Annotated in this window: 21 protein-coding genes and 4 pseudogenes; 11 read left to right on the plus strand and 14 right to left on the minus strand. The window is 55.1% G+C overall.

Annotation, left to right across the window (positions count from 1 at the left end; translation table 11 throughout):
• A pseudogene (locus tag MVD07_RS09115) lies at window positions 1–405 on the plus strand (site-specific DNA-methyltransferase); the annotation flags it as partial.
• 3 nt (window positions 406–408) lie between these two features.
• Entirely contained in the window at window positions 409–531 is a 123-nt protein-coding gene (locus MVD07_RS09120; protein WP_297501215.1) for a hypothetical protein, read from the plus strand.
• Window positions 532–540: 9 nt separating this feature from the next.
• On the opposite strand, the pseudogene MVD07_RS09125 reads toward MVD07_RS09120, so the two are convergent.
• Together MVD07_RS09125 and MVD07_RS09130 are read right to left on the minus strand one after the other, a co-directional pair.
• A pseudogene (locus MVD07_RS09125) lies at window positions 541–615 on the minus strand (hypothetical protein); the annotation flags it as partial.
• 72 nt (window positions 616–687) lie between these two features.
• Window positions 688–1,116, minus strand: a complete 429-nt coding sequence (locus tag MVD07_RS09130; RefSeq protein WP_297501157.1) for a CoA-binding protein — start codon at window positions 1,114–1,116, stop codon at window positions 688–690.
• Window positions 1,117–1,182: 66 nt separating this feature from the next.
• Here MVD07_RS09130 and MVD07_RS09135 point away from each other — a divergent pair, with 66 nt between their 5' ends.
• Window positions 1,183–1,620, plus strand: a complete 438-nt coding sequence (locus MVD07_RS09135) for a hypothetical protein (protein WP_297501159.1) — start codon at window positions 1,183–1,185, stop codon at window positions 1,618–1,620.
• On the opposite strand, the gene MVD07_RS09140 is transcribed toward MVD07_RS09135, so the two are convergent.
• Both MVD07_RS09140 and MVD07_RS09145 read right to left on the minus strand, forming a co-directional pair.
• The gene (locus MVD07_RS09140) at window positions 1,553–1,972 is read right to left on the minus strand and encodes an NfeD family protein (protein ID WP_297501162.1); all 420 of its coding nucleotides are present in this window, start codon (window positions 1,970–1,972) and stop codon (window positions 1,553–1,555) included. The two genes, MVD07_RS09135 and MVD07_RS09140, sit on opposite strands and share 68 nt — an antisense overlap.
• Window positions 1,969–2,616 carry a SprT family zinc-dependent metalloprotease gene (locus tag MVD07_RS09145; RefSeq protein WP_297501165.1) on the minus strand — a complete coding sequence of 216 codons (648 nt, stop codon included), beginning with the start codon at window positions 2,614–2,616 and terminating at the stop codon, window positions 1,969–1,971. Before MVD07_RS09145 ends, MVD07_RS09140 begins: the two co-directional genes overlap by 4 nt.
• 37 nt (window positions 2,617–2,653) lie before the next feature.
• Here MVD07_RS09145 and MVD07_RS09150 point away from each other — a divergent pair.
• Window positions 2,654–3,489: pseudogene (locus MVD07_RS09150) on the plus strand (radical SAM protein).
• 377 nt (window positions 3,490–3,866) lie between these two features.
• Here MVD07_RS09150 and MVD07_RS09155 read toward each other — a convergent pair.
• The 3 genes from MVD07_RS09155 to MVD07_RS09165 are packed head-to-tail and all read right to left on the minus strand — an operon-like array spanning window position 3,867 to window position 6,408.
• Window positions 3,867–5,180: a glycerate kinase gene (locus MVD07_RS09155; RefSeq protein ID WP_297501168.1), complete on the minus strand. Its 1,314-nt coding sequence runs from the start codon at window positions 5,178–5,180 to the stop codon at window positions 3,867–3,869.
• A 9-nt stretch (window positions 5,181–5,189) separates the two neighbouring features.
• The gene (locus MVD07_RS09160; RefSeq protein WP_297501171.1) at window positions 5,190–6,206 is read right to left on the minus strand and encodes a TrmB family transcriptional regulator; all 1,017 of its coding nucleotides are present in this window, start codon (window positions 6,204–6,206) and stop codon (window positions 5,190–5,192) included.
• Between the two features lie 10 nt (window positions 6,207–6,216).
• A complete protein-coding gene (locus MVD07_RS09165) occupies window positions 6,217–6,408 on the minus strand; it encodes a TOBE domain-containing protein (RefSeq protein WP_297501174.1) in 192 nt (63 codons plus the stop codon).
• Window positions 6,409–6,441: 33 nt separating this feature from the next.
• On the opposite strand from MVD07_RS09165, the pseudogene MVD07_RS09170 reads away from it, so the two are divergent.
• The 4 genes and pseudogenes from MVD07_RS09170 to MVD07_RS10965 all read left to right on the plus strand — a co-directional run.
• Window positions 6,442–7,356: pseudogene (locus tag MVD07_RS09170) on the plus strand (fucose isomerase); the annotation flags it as partial.
• A 1-nt stretch (window position 7,357) separates the two neighbouring features.
• Complete coding sequence (locus MVD07_RS09175; protein ID WP_297501209.1) at window positions 7,358–9,214, plus strand: glycogen debranching N-terminal domain-containing protein; 1,857 nt, start codon at window positions 7,358–7,360, stop codon at window positions 9,212–9,214.
• Between the two features lie 114 nt (window positions 9,215–9,328).
• Window positions 9,329–9,505, plus strand: coding sequence for a hypothetical protein (locus MVD07_RS09180; RefSeq protein WP_297501177.1), 177 nt, complete (start codon window positions 9,329–9,331; stop codon window positions 9,503–9,505).
• 151 nt (window positions 9,506–9,656) lie between these two features.
• Window positions 9,657–9,860, plus strand: coding sequence for a hypothetical protein (locus MVD07_RS10965; RefSeq protein WP_366078505.1), 204 nt, complete (start codon window positions 9,657–9,659; stop codon window positions 9,858–9,860).
• A gap of 230 nt (window positions 9,861–10,090) precedes the next feature.
• Here MVD07_RS10965 and MVD07_RS09190 read toward each other — a convergent pair whose 3' ends face one another.
• Window positions 10,091–10,510 (minus strand): DUF371 domain-containing protein, encoded by a 420-nt coding sequence (locus MVD07_RS09190; protein WP_297501182.1) that lies wholly within the window; start codon window positions 10,508–10,510, stop codon window positions 10,091–10,093.
• 113 nt (window positions 10,511–10,623) lie between these two features.
• On the opposite strand from MVD07_RS09190, the gene MVD07_RS09195 reads away from it, so the two are divergent.
• A complete protein-coding gene (locus tag MVD07_RS09195; RefSeq protein WP_297501212.1) occupies window positions 10,624–10,827 on the plus strand; it encodes a 30S ribosomal protein S17e in 204 nt (67 codons plus the stop codon).
• A 26-nt stretch (window positions 10,828–10,853) separates the two neighbouring features.
• On the opposite strand, the gene MVD07_RS09200 is transcribed toward MVD07_RS09195, so the two are convergent.
• A complete protein-coding gene (locus MVD07_RS09200) occupies window positions 10,854–11,450 on the minus strand; it encodes an ArsR family transcriptional regulator (protein ID WP_297501185.1) in 597 nt (198 codons plus the stop codon).
• 104 nt (window positions 11,451–11,554) lie between these two features.
• On the opposite strand from MVD07_RS09200, the gene thrC reads away from it, so the two are divergent.
• Complete coding sequence (thrC, locus tag MVD07_RS09205) at window positions 11,555–12,736, plus strand: threonine synthase (protein WP_297501189.1); 1,182 nt, start codon at window positions 11,555–11,557, stop codon at window positions 12,734–12,736.
• On the opposite strand, the gene MVD07_RS09210 is transcribed toward thrC, so the two are convergent.
• Both MVD07_RS09210 and rbcL read right to left on the minus strand, forming a co-directional pair.
• Window positions 12,716–13,294 carry a thymidine kinase gene (locus tag MVD07_RS09210; RefSeq protein ID WP_297501192.1) on the minus strand — a complete coding sequence of 193 codons (579 nt, stop codon included), beginning with the start codon at window positions 13,292–13,294 and terminating at the stop codon, window positions 12,716–12,718. The genes thrC and MVD07_RS09210 overlap by 21 nt on opposite strands.
• A 70-nt stretch (window positions 13,295–13,364) precedes the next feature.
• Window positions 13,365–14,699, minus strand: coding sequence for a type III ribulose-bisphosphate carboxylase (gene rbcL / locus MVD07_RS09215; RefSeq protein WP_297501195.1), 1,335 nt, complete (start codon window positions 14,697–14,699; stop codon window positions 13,365–13,367).
• 353 nt (window positions 14,700–15,052) lie between these two features.
• Between rbcL and hpkB the strand changes: the two genes are divergently transcribed.
• A complete protein-coding gene (hpkB, locus tag MVD07_RS09220) occupies window positions 15,053–15,256 on the plus strand; it encodes an archaeal histone HpkB (protein ID WP_297501198.1) in 204 nt (67 codons plus the stop codon).
• A gap of 25 nt (window positions 15,257–15,281) precedes the next feature.
• On the opposite strand, the gene MVD07_RS09225 is transcribed toward hpkB, so the two are convergent.
• The 3 genes from MVD07_RS09225 to MVD07_RS09235 are packed head-to-tail and all read right to left on the minus strand — an operon-like array spanning window position 15,282 to window position 17,011.
• Window positions 15,282–15,776 (minus strand): metallophosphoesterase, encoded by a 495-nt coding sequence (locus tag MVD07_RS09225; RefSeq protein ID WP_297501201.1) that lies wholly within the window; start codon window positions 15,774–15,776, stop codon window positions 15,282–15,284.
• A gap of 9 nt (window positions 15,777–15,785) precedes the next feature.
• The gene (locus MVD07_RS09230) at window positions 15,786–16,703 is read right to left on the minus strand and encodes a transcription initiation factor IIB (protein ID WP_297501203.1); all 918 of its coding nucleotides are present in this window, start codon (window positions 16,701–16,703) and stop codon (window positions 15,786–15,788) included.
• Window positions 16,700–17,011, minus strand: coding sequence for a Gar1/Naf1 family protein (locus tag MVD07_RS09235; protein ID WP_297501206.1), 312 nt, complete (start codon window positions 17,009–17,011; stop codon window positions 16,700–16,702). Before MVD07_RS09235 ends, MVD07_RS09230 begins: the two co-directional genes overlap by 4 nt.
• Window positions 17,012–17,296: the final 285 nt, after the last annotated feature.

Raw genomic sequence — 17,296 nt, forward strand, 5'->3', positions numbered from 1 at the left:
GCCTGGCTGAGGAAGGAGTTTCACCTTAGGAGCTCGGCTCACTTAGAAGTCTGCGATGCGAGGAAGCTGAAGCGCTGTTTCAGGCAACGCTTTGACGCGATAGTTACGGAGCCCTACCTCGGGAAACCCCTCCGGAGGAACCCGAGCAGGGGCGAGGCAGTTAAACTCACCAACGAGCTTGACCGGTTATACTATTCTGTCTTCGAGAGCTTTGCCAACGTGCTGAAGAGGAAAGGAAAGGTGGTCTTCGTCTTTCCGGCTTACAGGCTAAGCGGAGGCGGAATTTACAGGAAAGAGAGGGAGTGGCTCGGGAAGCTCGGCTTCGAGGTTTTAGGAAGGTACACAGACTATGAGGAGAGGCACCGCTTAATCAGAGACATCCACGTGCTGAGGTACGGGGGTTAGCCGATGCCGAACGTCCGTTTTAGGATTCAACCAGTTGTTGAGGGGTTCTCAAATCCTCTGAAACTCGAAGAGCTCTTCGGCATCATCTCCCTCCTGCAGGAGCTTGAGGTAGCCGAGATCCTTTAGTGGTTCTCTCTTTTCCACTTTCTCAATCAGTATCTTAATCCGAGAACCCGGAGGTATGTTCAGCTTTTTTAGAGGAATTATCACATCGCCCTTATAAATGACGATTATTTCTTCAGTATGGTTAAAATTAGAAGGCCAGCTTTTAAACGTTTGGAGTTATCCGATGAGTCTCTCGTGCTCCTGTTTCATGCACCTGTGGGCTACCACCATTAGGCCGGCCTCCTTGGCCTTCCTGAAGGCTTCCCTGTTGTAAGTCCCGAACTGGAACCAAACGACCTTTGCGCCCTTCTCTATCGCCTGCTCCACGTAGTCCATCGTGAACTCCGGCCTTACAAAGAGGTCAACTATTTCCACATCATCAGGAACGTCGAGAACGCTCGGATAGCACTTCCTCCCGAGGACTTCGGAATAGCGGGGGTTCACGGGGTAGACCTCGTAGCCCTTCTCAATCAGGTAGCGCATCACCTGGTTGGCGTCGCGTTCCGGCTTTGACGAAGCTCCTACGAGGGCTATCCTCCTGTACTTTGTCAGTATTTTCCTAACTTCCTCATCACTCAACCTGTCAACGGGCATCTTCATTACCATGGCTATCCTAGGGGATTTGGAAAGCAACGTTTAAAACTCTAACCGAGAAGTTTCTTCGATGGGAACATGGCGCTATACGAAGAGATCCTGACGAGCAGGGCGTTCCAGATAATTGTTCTGATCCCAGTCCTTGCGATGTTCGCGGGTCTTTACGGTACATATCATGCGGGAGAGGACTTTGGGATAATGCTCGCCATAACGCTTGGAGTTTCAGTTCTCCTTCTGGACATCATGATCATCAAAATCGAGATAGACGAGCGCGAGGTTAGAATAAGGGGCCTTTTCGGACTCGTAGTCAGGAAGACGGTTTCCATCGAGAACATAGCGGGCTTTGAGGTTCGGAGGGGCTGGATGAGCTGTTACGGGACAATCCACTTCACCCTCCCAGCAAAGGCATGTGTCACGATACGGCGGAAGAAGGGCTGGACTGTTTTCTTCACGACGAACCATCCCGAGGAAGTTGTCCGGGTTCTGGCGATGCTCGGCGTTCCACGAGAACCCTAGTTCCCCTTACCCTAACGATTGCAACTTTTTCTCCCCTCATGGCGTTCCCGTTCAGACACACGGCGCTCCAGAGCTCACCGTCAACCTTAACGAGGCCCTCAGGCTTTAAGTCCTCAACCACCACCGCAGTTCTCCCGATCAGGCTCTCAGAGCCGATCTGAGGCCTGGTGCTGAGGCCGCCGCGCAGGATGAAGGGCACCACACGAAAATCCTTAGCCAGGAGGACCGCTATGACGACCGCCACCACCCAGAGGGGAACCTTAACACCGAAGCTCGGCAACACCCAGATGAGAAAGAGACCCACTACAACCTCGTCGGCCATCAGCGCCATAAACTTGAGAAGGCTTCTCATTCCTTCCCACCGAGCCACCGCCAGTATGGGTTGAGCTCTATAATGCTCCACCACCTCTGCAACTCCTCCCTCGCGCCCCGGTAGTCTGGGTAAAAGCGACCGACCAGCTCCCAGAAGGCCTTTGAATGGTTCATGTACTTCAGGTGAGCCAGCTCGTGGACGACGACGTACTCCCTGAGCTCCGGCGGAACTGAGACGAGGCGGACGTTGAAGTTCAGGTTGCCCTTAGGAGAGCAACTTCCCCACCTGCTCCTCTGATGCCTGATGAAGACCTTCTCCGGAGAAACGTCCATCTTTCGGGAGTACTCGTCCACGAGGGCAATTATCTTCGGCCTGAGAAAGGCCTTGAGCTCAGCTAAGCTCTCGTCGGCGTAGGCTGAGAAGACGACGGTCTTGAACCTCTCGTGAACCTTCGCCCTCCTCCCCCTGATGACCCGGTAGAACTCCCCATCTATCGGGAAGCCCTTCTCCGCCACCTCCTTTAGCCCCTCTATCTCGCCGAGCCTGGCCTCAAGCCAGCCCCTGTGACGCTCAACGAAGGAGTCAACATCATAACCCTCTGGAGCCGTGACGACTATCCTTCCGTCGGGCTTCACCTCAATGCGGGCGTATTTAACTGGCCTCCTCCGGACTTCGAGGTTCATCCTATCACCTTTTAAGGAATTTTGAAGATGAGGACTTATGAAGGTTCGGGTTATTGAGAGGATGGCGAAGAGCATCTACACCCGCTCCAGAATACCAGGCGTTGATTGGAGCGTGAACCAGTACGTAGGCTGCGCCTTCGCCTGCAGGTACTGCTACGCCAGGTTCCTGACGAGATGGAAGGACTACGGTGGGTGGGGGAGCTGGGTAGAAGTCAAGACCAACGCGCCGGAGCTGGCTAGGAAGCGCGTTAAGGGAAAGGTCGTGATGTCCACAGTGAGCGACCCCTACCAGCCGGTGGAGGCCAGCTGGGACTGACGAGAAGGGTTCTTAGACACATGGACAAGAGGAACGAGCTGGCCGTCCTAACGAAATCGCCGCTTGTCACGAGAGACATTGACATCTTTACCTTCTTCCGCTCGATAGAGGTCGGTTTAACCATAAACGGCTTCACTGGAAGGGATAAGAAACTTTTTGAACCCCTCTCTCCGGTTCACGGAGCGAGGGTTAACGCCCTCAAGGAGCTCCACGAGGCCGGGTTAAAAACATGTGCCTTCGTCAGTCCGATAATTCCGGGAATAAGCGATGTTGGGGTGATAGTTGAGGAAACGAGGGACTTTGCCGGCCACTACTTCTTTGAGATCCTGAACCTCCGCGCCGCGGGCAGGGAGTTTCAGGCCCTCCTCATGGAGGAATACCCGGAAAGCTACGCGGTTTTAACCGATGGGCGAAGGTTCCGGAAGTTCCTGGGGGAGCTGAAGGGGGAGATAAAAGGACTGGGAGTGAAAGCAGAGGGAATAGAAACCCACCGGAGGGCTGGAGTTCGTGGGACTTTGGTCGCCAGAACAAGGAGAGCAGGGAACCGCCATAAATAAACCAGAGCAGGAGCGCGGTTGTGAAGGGGACGGTGAACTCGTCGTAGGCCGAAGGGAGAGGAAAGCTTTCGAGGAGGAAGCTTTGGGAAGACCGTATAGACGATTCCCATCGTGGCCCAAAACAGGAAACTGCCAAGGTAGTTGTCGGACTCGTCTTCTCTCGTCATCATCCTGTAGCTCAGCCCCGCTATGGGAACCTCAAACTCCCAACCCCGGTGGAGCTTGAGGTACTGGAGGGTGTAGAGGAAAGCCAGAAACCAGACGATGGTGAGTGTAGTCCACTTTGGAGTGAAAAGTATTATCCGAGGACTCCGGGGGAGACGTGCCAGAGCTTCCTTATCAGCTCACGCCTGCTCAGCCCAATCTTCTACCCCACCTCAATCATTCCTCGGGATTACGGCGATCACCAGCGAGTTGACGTTCGTCCCAGTCGGCCCGATCTTGAGGAGTGCACCGACCTTTTCAAGGGCATGGTAGGTGTCGTGCCCTCTGAGGGCTTCCTCAACGTCTATTCCAGATTTTTTCAGCCTTTCGACGGTTCCTCCGTCGACTATTCCTCCAGCCGCATCGGTCGGCCCATCGGTTCCGTCGGTATCTACAGCCAAAACAACGGCGTCGATGCCAGCTATCTTCCGGGAAATGCTTAGCGCGAACTCCTGGTTCGGTCCGCCGAGACCGGCTTTTCCTCCAATGGTGACCGTCCACTCCCCTCCGGCAATCAGAACAGCTGGTTTCTCAACGGGCCTGTCGCAGTCAGAGACCTCCTGGACGATTGATCCTATTGCGAGCGCCACCTCCCGCGCTTCCCCCTCAAGGGTCGTCGTGAGGATCAGCGGGTTGAGGCCGAGTTCCTTGGCCTTTCTCCAGGCCGTCTCGCAGGCAGTCCTACCGCTTCCAACGATGAAGTTGTGAACGTTTGGCAGATCCTCCTTCAGCGTCTCCTCGGCCTCTCCTCCAAGACCGCGTTCCATATGCTTCTTAACGCTCTCCGGCAACTTCTCCCAGACGTTGTAGAGCCTCAGGATCCTGTAGGCATTCTGGAACGTGGTGGGGTCTCTCACGGTTGGGCCGGAAGCTATGGCCTCAAGCGGGTCGCCGACAACGTCCGAGAGAATTAGACTTATCACCGTCCCCCCAACGCGCTTCGCAAGCTTCCCGCCTTTAACTTTTGAGATGTGCTTTCTGACGGTGTTTATCTCGTATATCCTCGCCCCGCTCTTCAGCAAAAGCTCGTTCGTCCTTATTTTGTCCTCAAGGCTTATCCCGTCCTCCGGGAGGAGGAAGAGTGCGGAACCGCCCCCTGAGATGAGGACAAGGAGTATGTCATTTTCTCCGACTTTCTCCGCCAGCTCAAGGCCGAGCTTTCCAGCGAGGAGGGAGTTCTCGTCGGGAACGGGGTGACCTGCCTCGATAACCCTAACCCCCTCCCTTCTGGGACAGTTCCCCGCGTAGCCGTACTTCGTCGTTATAAGGCCCTCTTCCACCGGCAGGAGCTCAAGGGCTGCCCTTGCCATGGCGCAGGCTGCCTTGCCGAAGGCGAGGAGGTAGACCCTGCCCTCGATTTCGAACTCCTTTCCTAAAACCGCCAGTTTCCCATCCTCGACCCTGAGGCTCTTCCTGACGGCGGTGTAGGGGTCGGCGCTCCTTATGGCCTCATTCATTATCGTGAGTGCAAGTGCCTTAGCGTCCATCCAAACACCTCAGCCCAAGAGAATTATTCTCTCGGCCTCAACGTCCTCAAGGGATGCGTTCCAGCCGCCTATCACGTACTTCTGGCCCTCTTCTGTCTCAACAGTTATGTTGGAGATAACCCTACCCTCACTCTCGAAGAAGTCCACTATCCTGCCCTTTATGTGGACAGGAACCTTTGAGCGGATGAACCTCCCGAAGATCTCAACCACAGCACCCCTCAGCCCAAACTCCCTGATGTCGTCAACGAGGTCGCGGATGTGGACGTACTCCTTAGGTAGCTCGAGCTTCCTCTCCTCCCTGTAGACGACCTTTCCCGTCGGCCAGAGGGCGTGATAGAAGTAGCGGTCAAGCATGAAGAGGAGGTGGTTGTCCCTTATTATCAGGCCGTAGCCGTGGAGCGAACTGCCGGAGTCGAGGGCCTCGTAGGGGAGATAAGCCCCCATCTCCCTGTCCTGGATGACGATTATGGGATCGGGGACTTCCCGGGCTCGTATCTCGTTCGCCACAGGCGGGATTTCCCCGGAGCCGTAGACGAAGAGGTGCACAACAGCCTTTTCGACCTTCTTTTTCCTGAGCCGGTCTTCCATCTTCCCAAGCAGTCCGGCCGGAATGGCGATGCTGAGGTGATGCATAGCGTTCTCTATGGCCTCCTCAAGGTGCTCCTCAAAGGTGATACGGCTCTTTATCACAGTTACGCTCCCTATCTCCTTGTGGGGGGTGTAGAGCCTTTCAAGCTCGGTCTTAAGCTCCTCAAGCCTCTCGTTGTAGCGCCTCCGTATGGCCTCAACGACCTTCTCGGGGCTGAGGGGTACAGCCCTCATCGGCCTGCCTGGGGTTGTGGTGATGAACCCCTTCGCCATCAGAGTTCTTATGACGTCGTATATCCTCGGCTGTGGCACCTTAGAGAGCGTTGCCAGCTCCCCAGCAGTGAGAGGGCCGTTCTTCAAGAGGGTGATGTAGGCCCTGACCTCGTATTCGTTCAGTCCGAGCTCCCTCAGCCGGGCTCTGAGCTCCCTCTCCTCCATTAGGCACCCCTCAGATTATCGCTTTCTCGGTTTTCCTGTCAAAGACGTGGATGTTGTCGAGGTCAACCTCTATTTTAATCTTTTCTCCAACTGGAAGCGGTATGTGACCTGGGAGTTTCACCTTGATGAGGTTGCCGCCGACCTTGGTGTGGATTATGGTGTCCGTTCCCAAGGCCTCGATGAAGTCTATAATCCCTTCCATCTCGGCAGCCCTGCTGACGTGTTCAAGGGTTGAGACACCCTCCCGAGGCTCAAGAGAATCGTCGGCGACTTCATCATTCTCGACCAGTATGTGCTCGTGAAGAAAGCCGAGGAGTTGCTGGAGGAAGGCTCGCGCGTGGAAGAGTTCTACCGCTGGCTGACCTCCAAGGCTGAGGTTATCTTTGACGGAAAGATGCTAACCCCAGAGGTTTTGAGAAGACAGATAGCGCTCTACCTTGGGGCTAAAGAAAGCTTTAAGAGATATAAGGGCGTCTCAGCCGTCTCGGTAAAGTGTCAGCCCGAGCTGAGCGAGGTTTACGGCGTCACTGCCTGCCTGATTCCAGCGCTGTTTCCCTTCAACCTCGATGCAGAAGGAGAAAAAGACGTTATCCCGGCCACATGCGAAGGCGATGTCAAGGGGACGGTAAGCTCGGCGCTACTCTTCTACCTGAGCGGGAAGCCACCCCTCTTCGGCGACATAAAGTACGTGGACGACGATATCATTATGATAGCTAACTGTGGCGCTTCATCGCTCTACTACGCAAGGCTCAGCGAGAACCCCGAGGAGAACCTCAAAGCCACAACCCTACAGGGTCAGTGCCAGGGGACTAGCGGGGGGGCTTTAACTTACAGGACTCCAAAGGCGACCTTCACGGTTGCGAGGCTCGTAAGGAAGGGAGGAGAGTACTTCCTGCTCTACTTCTTGGCTGAGGGCCTTGAGATAACCGAGGAAATAGAGTCGAAGCTCAAGTGGGGCAAGCAGTGGCCCCACACAGCTATAAGGAACCCCCTCGACAAGGAAAGCTTCATCTCGGCCATGGGAGCGAACCACCTCTCACTGGTGCCCGGCGACTACCGCGAGGAGCTGAGGTTCGTGGCGAGGCTATGGGGGGTTAAGGACATAAACCTTGCCGAGAAAGCTGAAGTGAGGCTCATCAGTGGTGGGTAGGATGCGCGTAACCCTCTCGAACAACGGGGCCTTCGCCCTGACCGATGAGGAAGGCAACATGACTGACAGATACTACGGCTTCTATCTCCTCGACACGCGGTTCGTTAGGAAGGCAGTCCTCCGCGTGAAGCCCGAGCCGGAGTTCATCGGCGCTTCCTCGACCTTCAGGGAGGGAATTTCCTACTTCTCAATCGGTGATGAAGGAATCCTCGTCAGGAAGAGAACCCTTGACGGCTCTTACTCAGAGGAGTTCCTCATTTACAACGCCTCCGAAAGGCCTCTAAGCGTTGCGATTCTCTACACCTACGAGGCACCCATAGAGGACATCTTTCAGGGCAGAGGCTTCATGGGGCTCAAGGAAGAGGTCGCCCTCCCCGGGAAGGGCTTCTACTCCCGCAGGGTTGGGACGGAGGAGAGAACGCTGAGAATTGAGAGCAACCTCACGAGGGAAGGGGAGAACCTCAGAGCCAGAATCGAAATCTCACCCGGGGAAAAGGCGGGCTTTTTCGTCCGCTTCATCCCCGGAATCAGCGGAAGGGCATCGGGGATAGTGGGTGAGAAGGGGGTAAGCCTTCAAAACCCTGTCTCCACGGGCTCGGTAGCCCTCGATGGAGCCTTCGAAAGGGCGGTTGAGAACCTGAAGGCATTAACGCTCTCAACGGTCTACGGCCCGGTGCCCCTAGCTGGTCTGCCTTACTTCGCCTGTCCCTTTGGCAGGGACGCGATAATAACCTCCCTCTTCCTCCTGCCCTACTACCCGGGCTACGCGGGGGGGACGCTCAAGCTATTCGCCTCGATACAGGGGAGGAAGAATGACCCGGAGAGCGAGGAAGAACCCGGAAAGATACCCCACGAATTCCGCCTCGGACAGCTGGCCCAGTCGGGAAAGGTACCCTTCGGCCCCTACTACGGCACCGTCGATGCCACACCCCTGTATGTGGCCTTGGCCGGGGAATACCTCCGCTGGACGGGGGATGAAAAGCTCATCGAGGAGCTCCGCCCCAACATCACGATGGCCGTCAAGTGGATACTGGAAAAGCTCCGGGATGGGTACATAACATACGTTCCCGGGATACTCGGGAACAAGGGGTGGAAGGACTCGAGGGACGCGATAGTTGACGAGGACGGAAACCCCGCAAAGCCCCCCATAGCACTCGTCGAGGTTCAGGGATACGCCTATTGGGCACTGAAGCTTGCCGGGGAGCTCGAGCTTACCGACCTTGACCCAAAAATGCTCCTCAGGGAGGCGGAGAAGCTGAAGAAGAGGTTCAACCGCGACTTCTGGGTTGGCAACTACTACGCATTAGCTTTGAATGGGGACGGAAGAGCGCTCCGCGTCGTTTCCTCCAACATGGGACACCTCCTACTGACCGGAGTAGCCGAGCACGGGAGGGAGGTAGCAGAGAGGCTTTTCAAGCCGGATATGCTCTCAACGCACGGGATAAGGACGCTGAGCTCTAAAGAGAAGGCCTATAACCCCTTCAGATACCACCGAGGGAGCGTGTGGCCCCACGACAACGCGTTGATAGCGCTGGGTTTGGCGAGGATTGGAAGAACCGACCTCGCGAAGGAACTCGCCGAAGGGATTTTTGAGACGGCCAAGCTCATGCCCTGGAGAGAGCTACCCGAGCTCTACAGCGGGCTGAACGACCTCGTGCCGGTTCCGAGGGCCAACTCACCCCAGGCCTGGAGCGCCTCAAGTCTCTTCGCCCTCGTTACTGCCATCCTGGGAATGGAGGCAGAAGATGAGCTAACGGTCAGGCCCGCCGAGGGCGTTAACTTCCTCGTCAGGGTGACCTTCAGGGGGCGGAAATACATGATACGGGCCAACAGAGGGGTCGAGGTTGAGCCCCCCTGAGCTTACCTCCTCCTTCAGGAAGCTTCCAAAACCCGTTCTCTCGCCGTCTAAAGAGAGCTTCGACTCTAAGAACAGCTACAATCCAGGGGTAGTTTTCAGGAGGGAACCTTCGTCATGCTCTACCGGGCCGAGACGAAGGGGGATAAAATTACCGGGAGAATTGGACTTGCCCTGAGCGAAGACGGGATAAACTTCGTCAGGCATCCTGAACCGGTCATGAAGCCCGAATACGGCTGGGAGAAGGCGGGAGTTGAGGACCCGAGGGTCATGAAGGTTGGAAAGACCTACTAACGGGTTACGACGGGAAAACCGCGAGGCTCTGCATGAGCACCTCAAGGAACCTCCTGGGCTGGAGGAAATACGGCCCCCTATTCGAGGGGTTCCCCTTCGAGAAGAACGGAAGGCTAACTGGACGAAGAGTGGGGCAATTTTAGCGGAGAGGATGAAGTCTGGGCTCTTCAAGGGTAGCTACATCATGTACTTTGGAGATTCAAACGTCTGGCTGGCTCACTCAAAGGACTTGCTCCACTGGGAGTACGAGAAAGAGCCCGTTCTAACACCGAGGGGCCACCTCGTAGAACCGGGCCCCCTGTACCCACCGGTGAGGGGATACTCCTCGTACACAACGAGGCCTTCTGGGGGGTAACGGCTCTACACAGTCCAGGTGGCGCTCTTTGATAAGGAAGACCCGAAAAAGCTCCTCTGGAGAAGCGAAAAGCCCATCCTCAAACCCGAGTTTGAGTGGGAGAAAAGGGCTGGGTGGACAACGTGGTCTTTGCGGAGACCCTCTTTGAAAAAGGTGGGGGCTCTACCTCTACTACGGCGGGGCCGACAGGTACGTTGGTCTCGCGATCGGAGCGCTGGGGAAACAAAAGGTCAATCCAGAATGATCAGCCCTATCTCTGCCGTGACTTCGGGGTTCTTTAGGAGCTCCACGATGCGTCGGTCTATGTCCCTCGCGGCCTTGTTCGCCCTTACCGCGAGGGTTCTGGCGTCTATGTGGGTACTCTTCCTGATGACCATCGAGTACTCGTGGTCGAGAATTAAATTGGGGTCTCCGTAAGCAACGACCTCGTCGACGAAATTATTGACCTTAATCCTGACGATGAGCTTTCTCCCCTCCCTAAGGGCCCGCTTGAACTCCTCGCTCAGTTCGTTTAGTCCCCTGTCTGCCTCGATGCAGAGTATGCAGTCCCCCCTTGACGTCAGGTAGTCCTCCTTCGTGAACTCCAGCGTTGACCTGTGGGTTGCCCTGACGTTTTCATGCCCCCTGCAGTGAATTACCTCCCTCAGCATGGAGACCGTTGGAGGCTAACCTTATAAACTTCAACCAGAGGCGCGAAAACTTTTAAAAGGACTCCCCTGATGTGAGATACGGCTGTCAGGGTCAAGATGATGAGGTGATGGGAATGGGGAACATAAAGCAGACCTTCATTAAGAGAACCGCTCGTGAGCTCTTTGACAGGTATCCGGACAAGTTTGCGAGGGACTTCGAACACAACAAGGAGGTAGTTCAGGAGCTCACCAACGTCACGAGCAAGACCATCAGGAACAGGATTGCTGGCTATATAACTAGGCTCGTGAGGATGAAGGAAGAGGGTAAAATCCTCTAATCCCTCCACCTTCCCTCAGCGACTTCTTAAAAATCCTCCAGATCCTCTAAGATTTTTCTCGGTAGTCTAGGGCCAAACTCCCGGAGAATCTTTTCGAGCTCCCTCTCGTTCTCCTGGGCGACTCTCCTCAGGAGGCCCTCGATGTAGGTCTCGACCAGCAGGCGGACTTCCTCAAGTTCATGCCTCATCCTGAGGGCCTCGTCAACACGCTTTTCAATATCATCAAGAAAGTCTAGCAGTTCGTCTATCTTGGTCTCAACGGGTTCAGTTGATTTTATAAGCTCCCTAACTTGGGCGTACTCCTCGGTCTTTCTGGGCTTTTTTGGCTCATACATCTCCGTGCCAAAGGAGTAGGGCGTGAGAAGAACCTCCAGCCTAAAGCCACGCTTTATGGTGTAGTACTTCCTAGGCCTTCCGCGGGGTATCTTCTCGACCCTACCCTCTATCAGGCCGGCCCTTTCAAGTATTTTCAAATGCTCAAGGACAGCTTTCTGGCCAACACCAAGCTCTTGGCTCAGCTCACTGACGAAATACGGCCTCCGGGTGAGCAGGAGGAGTATCCGCCTTCGTGTCTCGTTGCCCAGTATGTCGAGCAGTTTCCCCATGTCTGGATTTGACTCCATGCTCTCACCCCCTTTCCCTAACCTAAAGTTAGAAAAGAAGTTTTTAAACCTTTCCGGTATAGGCTTCAGTGAGAGTGCCTGCAAAACACTAACAGGTGGTAAGGATGTTTGAGAAGAAGCTCGTCTGCACCCGTTGCGGCGCCGAATTCCCCCTGGCGTCCGGCATCTACAAGTGCCCCAAGTGCGGGGCGCCCCTTGACGTCACCTACCATTACGAGGACATAGCAAACCTAATCGAGGACGACGACGCCTGGTTCAGGGAAAGCCCCCACGTCTGGAAGTACTGGATGTTCCTGCCGGTTAAGAACCTCAAGAGGATAGTCACCTTAAACGAAGGAGGCACAAGACTCTACAGGCCCAAACGCCTTGAGGAAAAGCTCGGCTTTGAGAAGCTCTACGTCAAATATGAAGGAGAAAACCCGACCGGGGCCTTTAAGGACAGGGGCTCCAGCGTGGAGGTTACTAAGGCCCTCGAATTCCACGCGAGAAGGCTGATAGTCGCCTCGACCGGAAACATGGCAGCCTCGATAAGCGCCTACGGCGCAAAGGCTGGCCTGGAGGTAACCATAGTCGTCCCAGAGGGAACCCCGGAAGAGAAGCTCACCCAGGCGAGGGTTTACGGAGCCAGGGTTGAGGTCTACGGAAAGACCTACGACGAGGCACTGGCTGAGGCAGAGAGGAAAGCAACAGAAGAGGGCTACTACCTCACCGGTAACTACCACTACCGCGTCGAGGGGCAGAAGACGACGGCCTTCGAAATCCTCGATCAGCTCCGCTACAATGTCCCGGACTGGATAGTCGTCCCGGTAGGAGCCGGGACCCACCTAAGGGCAATATGGAAAGGCGTCAAGGAGTTCTACAGGGTGGGCCTTATAGAAGACCTCCCGAGAATCGCTGGAGTTCAGATTGAGGGCTACGATTCAGTGGTGAAAGCGTGGAAAACTGGAAAGCCTGTGGAGAGAATAGAGAAGAAGGTTTCGACAATAGCAAGCGCCATAGCCGTCAAAAAGCCTGTAGACGGGGAGAACGTCATAAAAGCCGTGAACGAGAGCAGAGGGTATCTCGGTAGTGTTACCGACGCGGAAACCGCAGAGGCCGGCCTGATGCTCGGTAGGGAGGGAATCTTCGTCGAGCCGTCTTCAGCAACAGCCTTGGCCCTGGCAGAAAAAATGCGCGAGGAAGGGAAAATAGAAAAGGACGAGACCGTTGTTGTTGTGGCCACAGGGCACGGCCTCAAGGATGTGAAGACCTGGGAGAGGATACTCTCAGGGAACCTCATGGTGTAGCCTGCACCTGGCCTCGTAGCTCTCGCTTCCGCCCACCAAGACAACGGGTGAATCCCGCGGGGCGGGCTTTCCGTTTATTAACCTCTGGCTCCTCGTTGCAGGCCTTCCGCAGATCGTGCAAATCGCTGTGAGGTAGACGATATTGTCTGCCCTGGCTAAGAGCTCCTTCATGACTGGAAAGGGCTCGGCCTTGAAGTCGAGGTTGAGGCCGCTGACTATGACGTAGACCGCATTATCAGCAAGCCCATTCAAGGCTTCAACGATGCTCATAGGAAAGAACTGGGTCTCGTCCACTCCAATGACCTCGTACCCCTCCTTCAGAGTGACATCGCGTATAAGATCAACGCCCTCCTCGCTGGTCGGAACGACAAAGGCTCTGTACTTCAGCCCGTTGTGGGCAACAACGTTGCTCCTTGAATACCTGTCGTCTATCGAGGGCTTGAATATTGCAACCTTCCTCCTGGCGAAGGCCTGGCGCTCGACCCTTTTTATCAGCTCGGTCGTCTTTCCCGCAAACATGGGGCCTGTTATGACCTCGAGGAACCCGCCCGGATGCATTGTCTTAACACCCCAGCCTAGTGGGAAGGAGGCGGAGAGACAACAAAACATGGAAGAATGTGGAGAAAGATCAGACCGGAGTGACGTGGCCCCACTTCTCAAGGGCGCGAGCGAGCTCCTTGTGGGTCTTCGCGTACTCGTCAATCGGGATTCCCTGCATCATGGCATCTATTGCCTGCCTTACAGCCATTGCTCCCGCCTTCGGCCCGTCGGGGTGGCCCATTGTTCCACCGCCGAGCTGCAGAACTATGTCCTTTCCGAGGGCATCTATGACGGGTTCAATGTTGCCGGGGTGAAGTCCGCCAGAACTCGTGGGAAAGACCGGCTTCATGTGGTAAAACTTCTGCTCCATGTGGAAGACGTCGTTTTCACCGGGAACGTAGTGATCCTCGGTGATTATCTTCTTGTACTGTATGACCTCCCACTTGCTTCCCTCAAGCTTTCCTGCTCCAGCAGTGCCAACGTGGAGCTGATCAACACCAACGACCCTGGCCAGCTTCGCTATGACGAACATCGAGATGCCGTGGTAGGGGTTCCTGTCGAAGGCAGCATGCATTGCCCTGTGGGCATGGAGGGCTATGCCGTAGTCCTCGGCAAGATCTCTGATATAGTCGAGGATGCCCCAGCCAAGGACAACGATGTCAATCATGGCGTGAGGAACGCCGTAATCGGCCAGTATCTCAAGCCTCCGCTCTATTTCTAGTACTGGTGCAGTTATGTTTGCAAACCAGGTCTTCTTTTCCCCAGTCTCGTTTTCCGCTTTCTCCATGGCCTTGGTGACGACCTCAGCCCTTTTCTCAAAGCGGTTGTACCAGGGGCTGGTAAGGTTCTCATCGTCTTTCAGGTAGTCTGCTCCACCGGTGTAGAGGTCGAGGGCAAGCTTGTAGAGTTCCTCCGGAGAGTAGCCGACCTTGGGCTTTGGCACAACACCGTAGAGGGGCCTGCCGTAGATTTCGAGCTTCTTCCTTACACCCTCGATACCGAAGGTCGGGCCCGGGTAGTCCCTGAGGAACCTCTCAGGGAGGTAAATGTCCTCAAGCCGGAGCCATTCAACACGCTTCATCCCGAAGATGTTGCCTGCGACGCTCGCAAGGAAGCCAGGCATGTTGTAGTCCTCAAAGATGTGGAAGGGATAAGCAACCTTGACTATCCAGCTCCCGTCGCCCATATCAACGAAGTCGTAGGCTTTAGCGGACATGTCGGCCCATCTCTCCCTCTCGTACCACTCGTAGAGGGTTGTCCATGTTCCCGTCGAGCTCTCGGCGGCAACTGCTCCAGCGGCCTGCTCAATTGTGTAGCCCTTAGCGGGCGTAACCCGGAAAACAGCCACTATGTCCCTCTTCCTGTTTGGCGTGTAGCCCTTGTCAACGTAGTAGTCGTATATCTTGTCAAACTTTTCAACCATTCCTAGACACCTCCCGATGCCTAAAGTGTTCACCATTACCCTATAAAAACCCTACTGGAAAAACATGGCCATTTCTATCGGTTAGGATCCAGAAATGTCCACTAATTTCGGGGGAGAAGAGGGCTCCAGCAAGGCATCAATGCTCTTTCAGCATCCCCTTCAATCTCGGCTACGGAGTTACTGTTTTTGCATAAAGTCCAAAGGTGGGCGGTTGATGACCAGTTCTCGACGATCGACTGAAAACCAAGTTAAAATCAGGCTCTAGAGCCTTCTTTTCCGAAAAGTTTATATAGGGCTTTGTACTTAATTTAAAACGCAGAAACCTGCAAAACAACAAGATGGAGGTGTTGTGAATGGCCGAGCTTCCAATTGCCCCGGTTGACAGACTTATAAGAAAGGCCGGTGCCGCCCGCGTCAGCGAGGAGGCAGCCAAGGTTCTTGCCGACCACCTTGAGGAGAAGGCCCTTGAGATCTCCAAGAAGGCCGTCGCCCTCGCCCAGCATGCCGGCAGAAAGACCGTCAAGGCCGAGGACATAAAGCTTGCCATCAAGAGCTGATGGCTCTTTTTCTGCCTTTTTAGCTTTACCAAAGTTTTATCCTCTCGACGCGGATGTTTTCTCCGCTCACTTCGAGGAACACGAAACCGGCCGAATCCATTCTGGGAAACGTTGGAGAACCCGGATTCAGGAGAACAACCCTCTGGCCGTGGAGGAAGTACGAGTCGTGGTAGAACCTGTGAGTGTGACCAAAAACCAAGACATCCACGCCCATGTCAAGGGCCTTAAGGGTTAAAAACTGGGCATTGAGAGAAAAGAACTGATGGCCGTGGATGAGGCCTATCCTGAAGTCTCCCGCGTCGACGATTTCTTCCTTCGGGAGCTTTAGATAATCGGCGTTCCCCCTGACCGCTATCGTCGGGGCCATCCCCTCAAGAACCTCAAGTAGCTCCGAGGAGGTAACGTCCCCGGCGTGCAGTATGAGTTCAGGCTTTCTCCGCCTGAGTTCTTCCAAGAGAAGGGATGGAAGGTTGTCCGTCTTGTCGCCATAGTGGGTGTCGCTCGTTACCGCTATCAGCAAGTTAATCCCTCATATCGGGACGTTTATGTCAAGCTTCTCGACGAGCTCCTTATACCTGTTCCTAACGGTAACCTCTGTGACGTGGGCAACCTCAGCAACTTCCCTCTGAGTCTTCTTTTCGCCTTCGAGAAGGGAGGCAACGTAAAGGGCCGCGGCGGCGAGTCCTGTGGGACCTTTACCGCTCGTTATCCCCCTCTTTATTGCCTCGCGGAGGATTTCCTTGGCCCGCTCCTTAGTTTTGGAGCCGACTCCAAGTGCGTCACCAAAGCGGTCAACGTACTCTATTGGACTCGTCGGACGGAGGTTGAGGCTGAGGCCCCTCGCGAGGAAGCGGTAGCTCCTCCCGATTTCTTTCTTCGAGACCTTCGAAACGGCCGCTATCTCGTCGAGAGTCCTTGGAATGCCCTCCATGCGGCACGCAGCATAGAGCGCTGCGGAGACCATGCCCTCTATCGACCTCCCCCGGATGAGCTTCTTCATGACGGCCCTTCTGTAGAGGGAAGCGGCAACCTCCTTCACCCTTCTGGGCATGCGCATCTGAGCAGCCATCCTGTCGAGCTCGCTCAGGGCGAAGGCGAGGTTGCGCTCAGCTGCGTCGTTTATGCGCATCCTCCTCTGCCACATCCTCAGGCGACGCATCTTCGTCCTGTACATGCCGGTTATCTGGTTGCCGTGGATGTCTTTATCGCGCCAGTCTATGTCCGTGGAAAGGCCCTTGTCGTGTATCATGAGCGTCATCGGCGCACCGGTTCTCGCACGCCTTGCCCTCTGATCCGGGTCGAAGGCCCTCCATTCGGGGCCCTCATCGACAACGTTCTCCTCAATAACGTAACCACACCTGGCACAAACTATCTCACCCCTACGCGGATCGTATATAAACTCGGTAGAACCACATATGGGGCAGACCCTCTTCTGAATAGCTCTCACCCCCTCCTCCTGGGGGTGGGGCGTCTCTTCCCGGCCCTCCTGCCAGGGAACCTTTTGACCTTCCCACTCTTACCGTTCTTCTTCCTCTGATCAACATAGAGAAGAGTACCAACGTACCGCTCCGGATTCTTCACATGGGGTTTCACGGCCACATAGGGATGATTGACGGGACCAAAAATATCCTTCACCACCCCAACGTGTTTCAGTTCCTTGTCAACAATGGAGTCGTTGAGCGAAGGAACCCAGCCACTCCTGACAATTAGGAAGCCCTGTTTGGCGTAGTGAGAAACCTTACCGAGGCGCTTCATAGCCCCACCCCAAAATCACACCTACTTATAAGCCTTTCGCTTTTTTGCCTTAAAAAGTTTTCGGTCATTTTGGAAAGGTTTTTAATGGAAGGCGTCAAAAAATAAAAGATTGGGATATCAAAAATGAAATGCCTCGTGATCGGGCACGTCACCAAGGATATAATAAGACAGGGGCCCAAGGTCGAGGAGAGACTCGGCGGTGGTGCGTACTATTCTGCCCTCGTCCTCAGCAGGTTCTGCACCGTCGAGATTCTGACGGGCTTTTCCTCCCTTCCGGAGAAGTGG

This window comes from Thermococcus sp., from assembly GCF_027008145.1.
Lineage (GTDB): Archaea > Methanobacteriota_B > Thermococci > Thermococcales > Thermococcaceae > Thermococcus.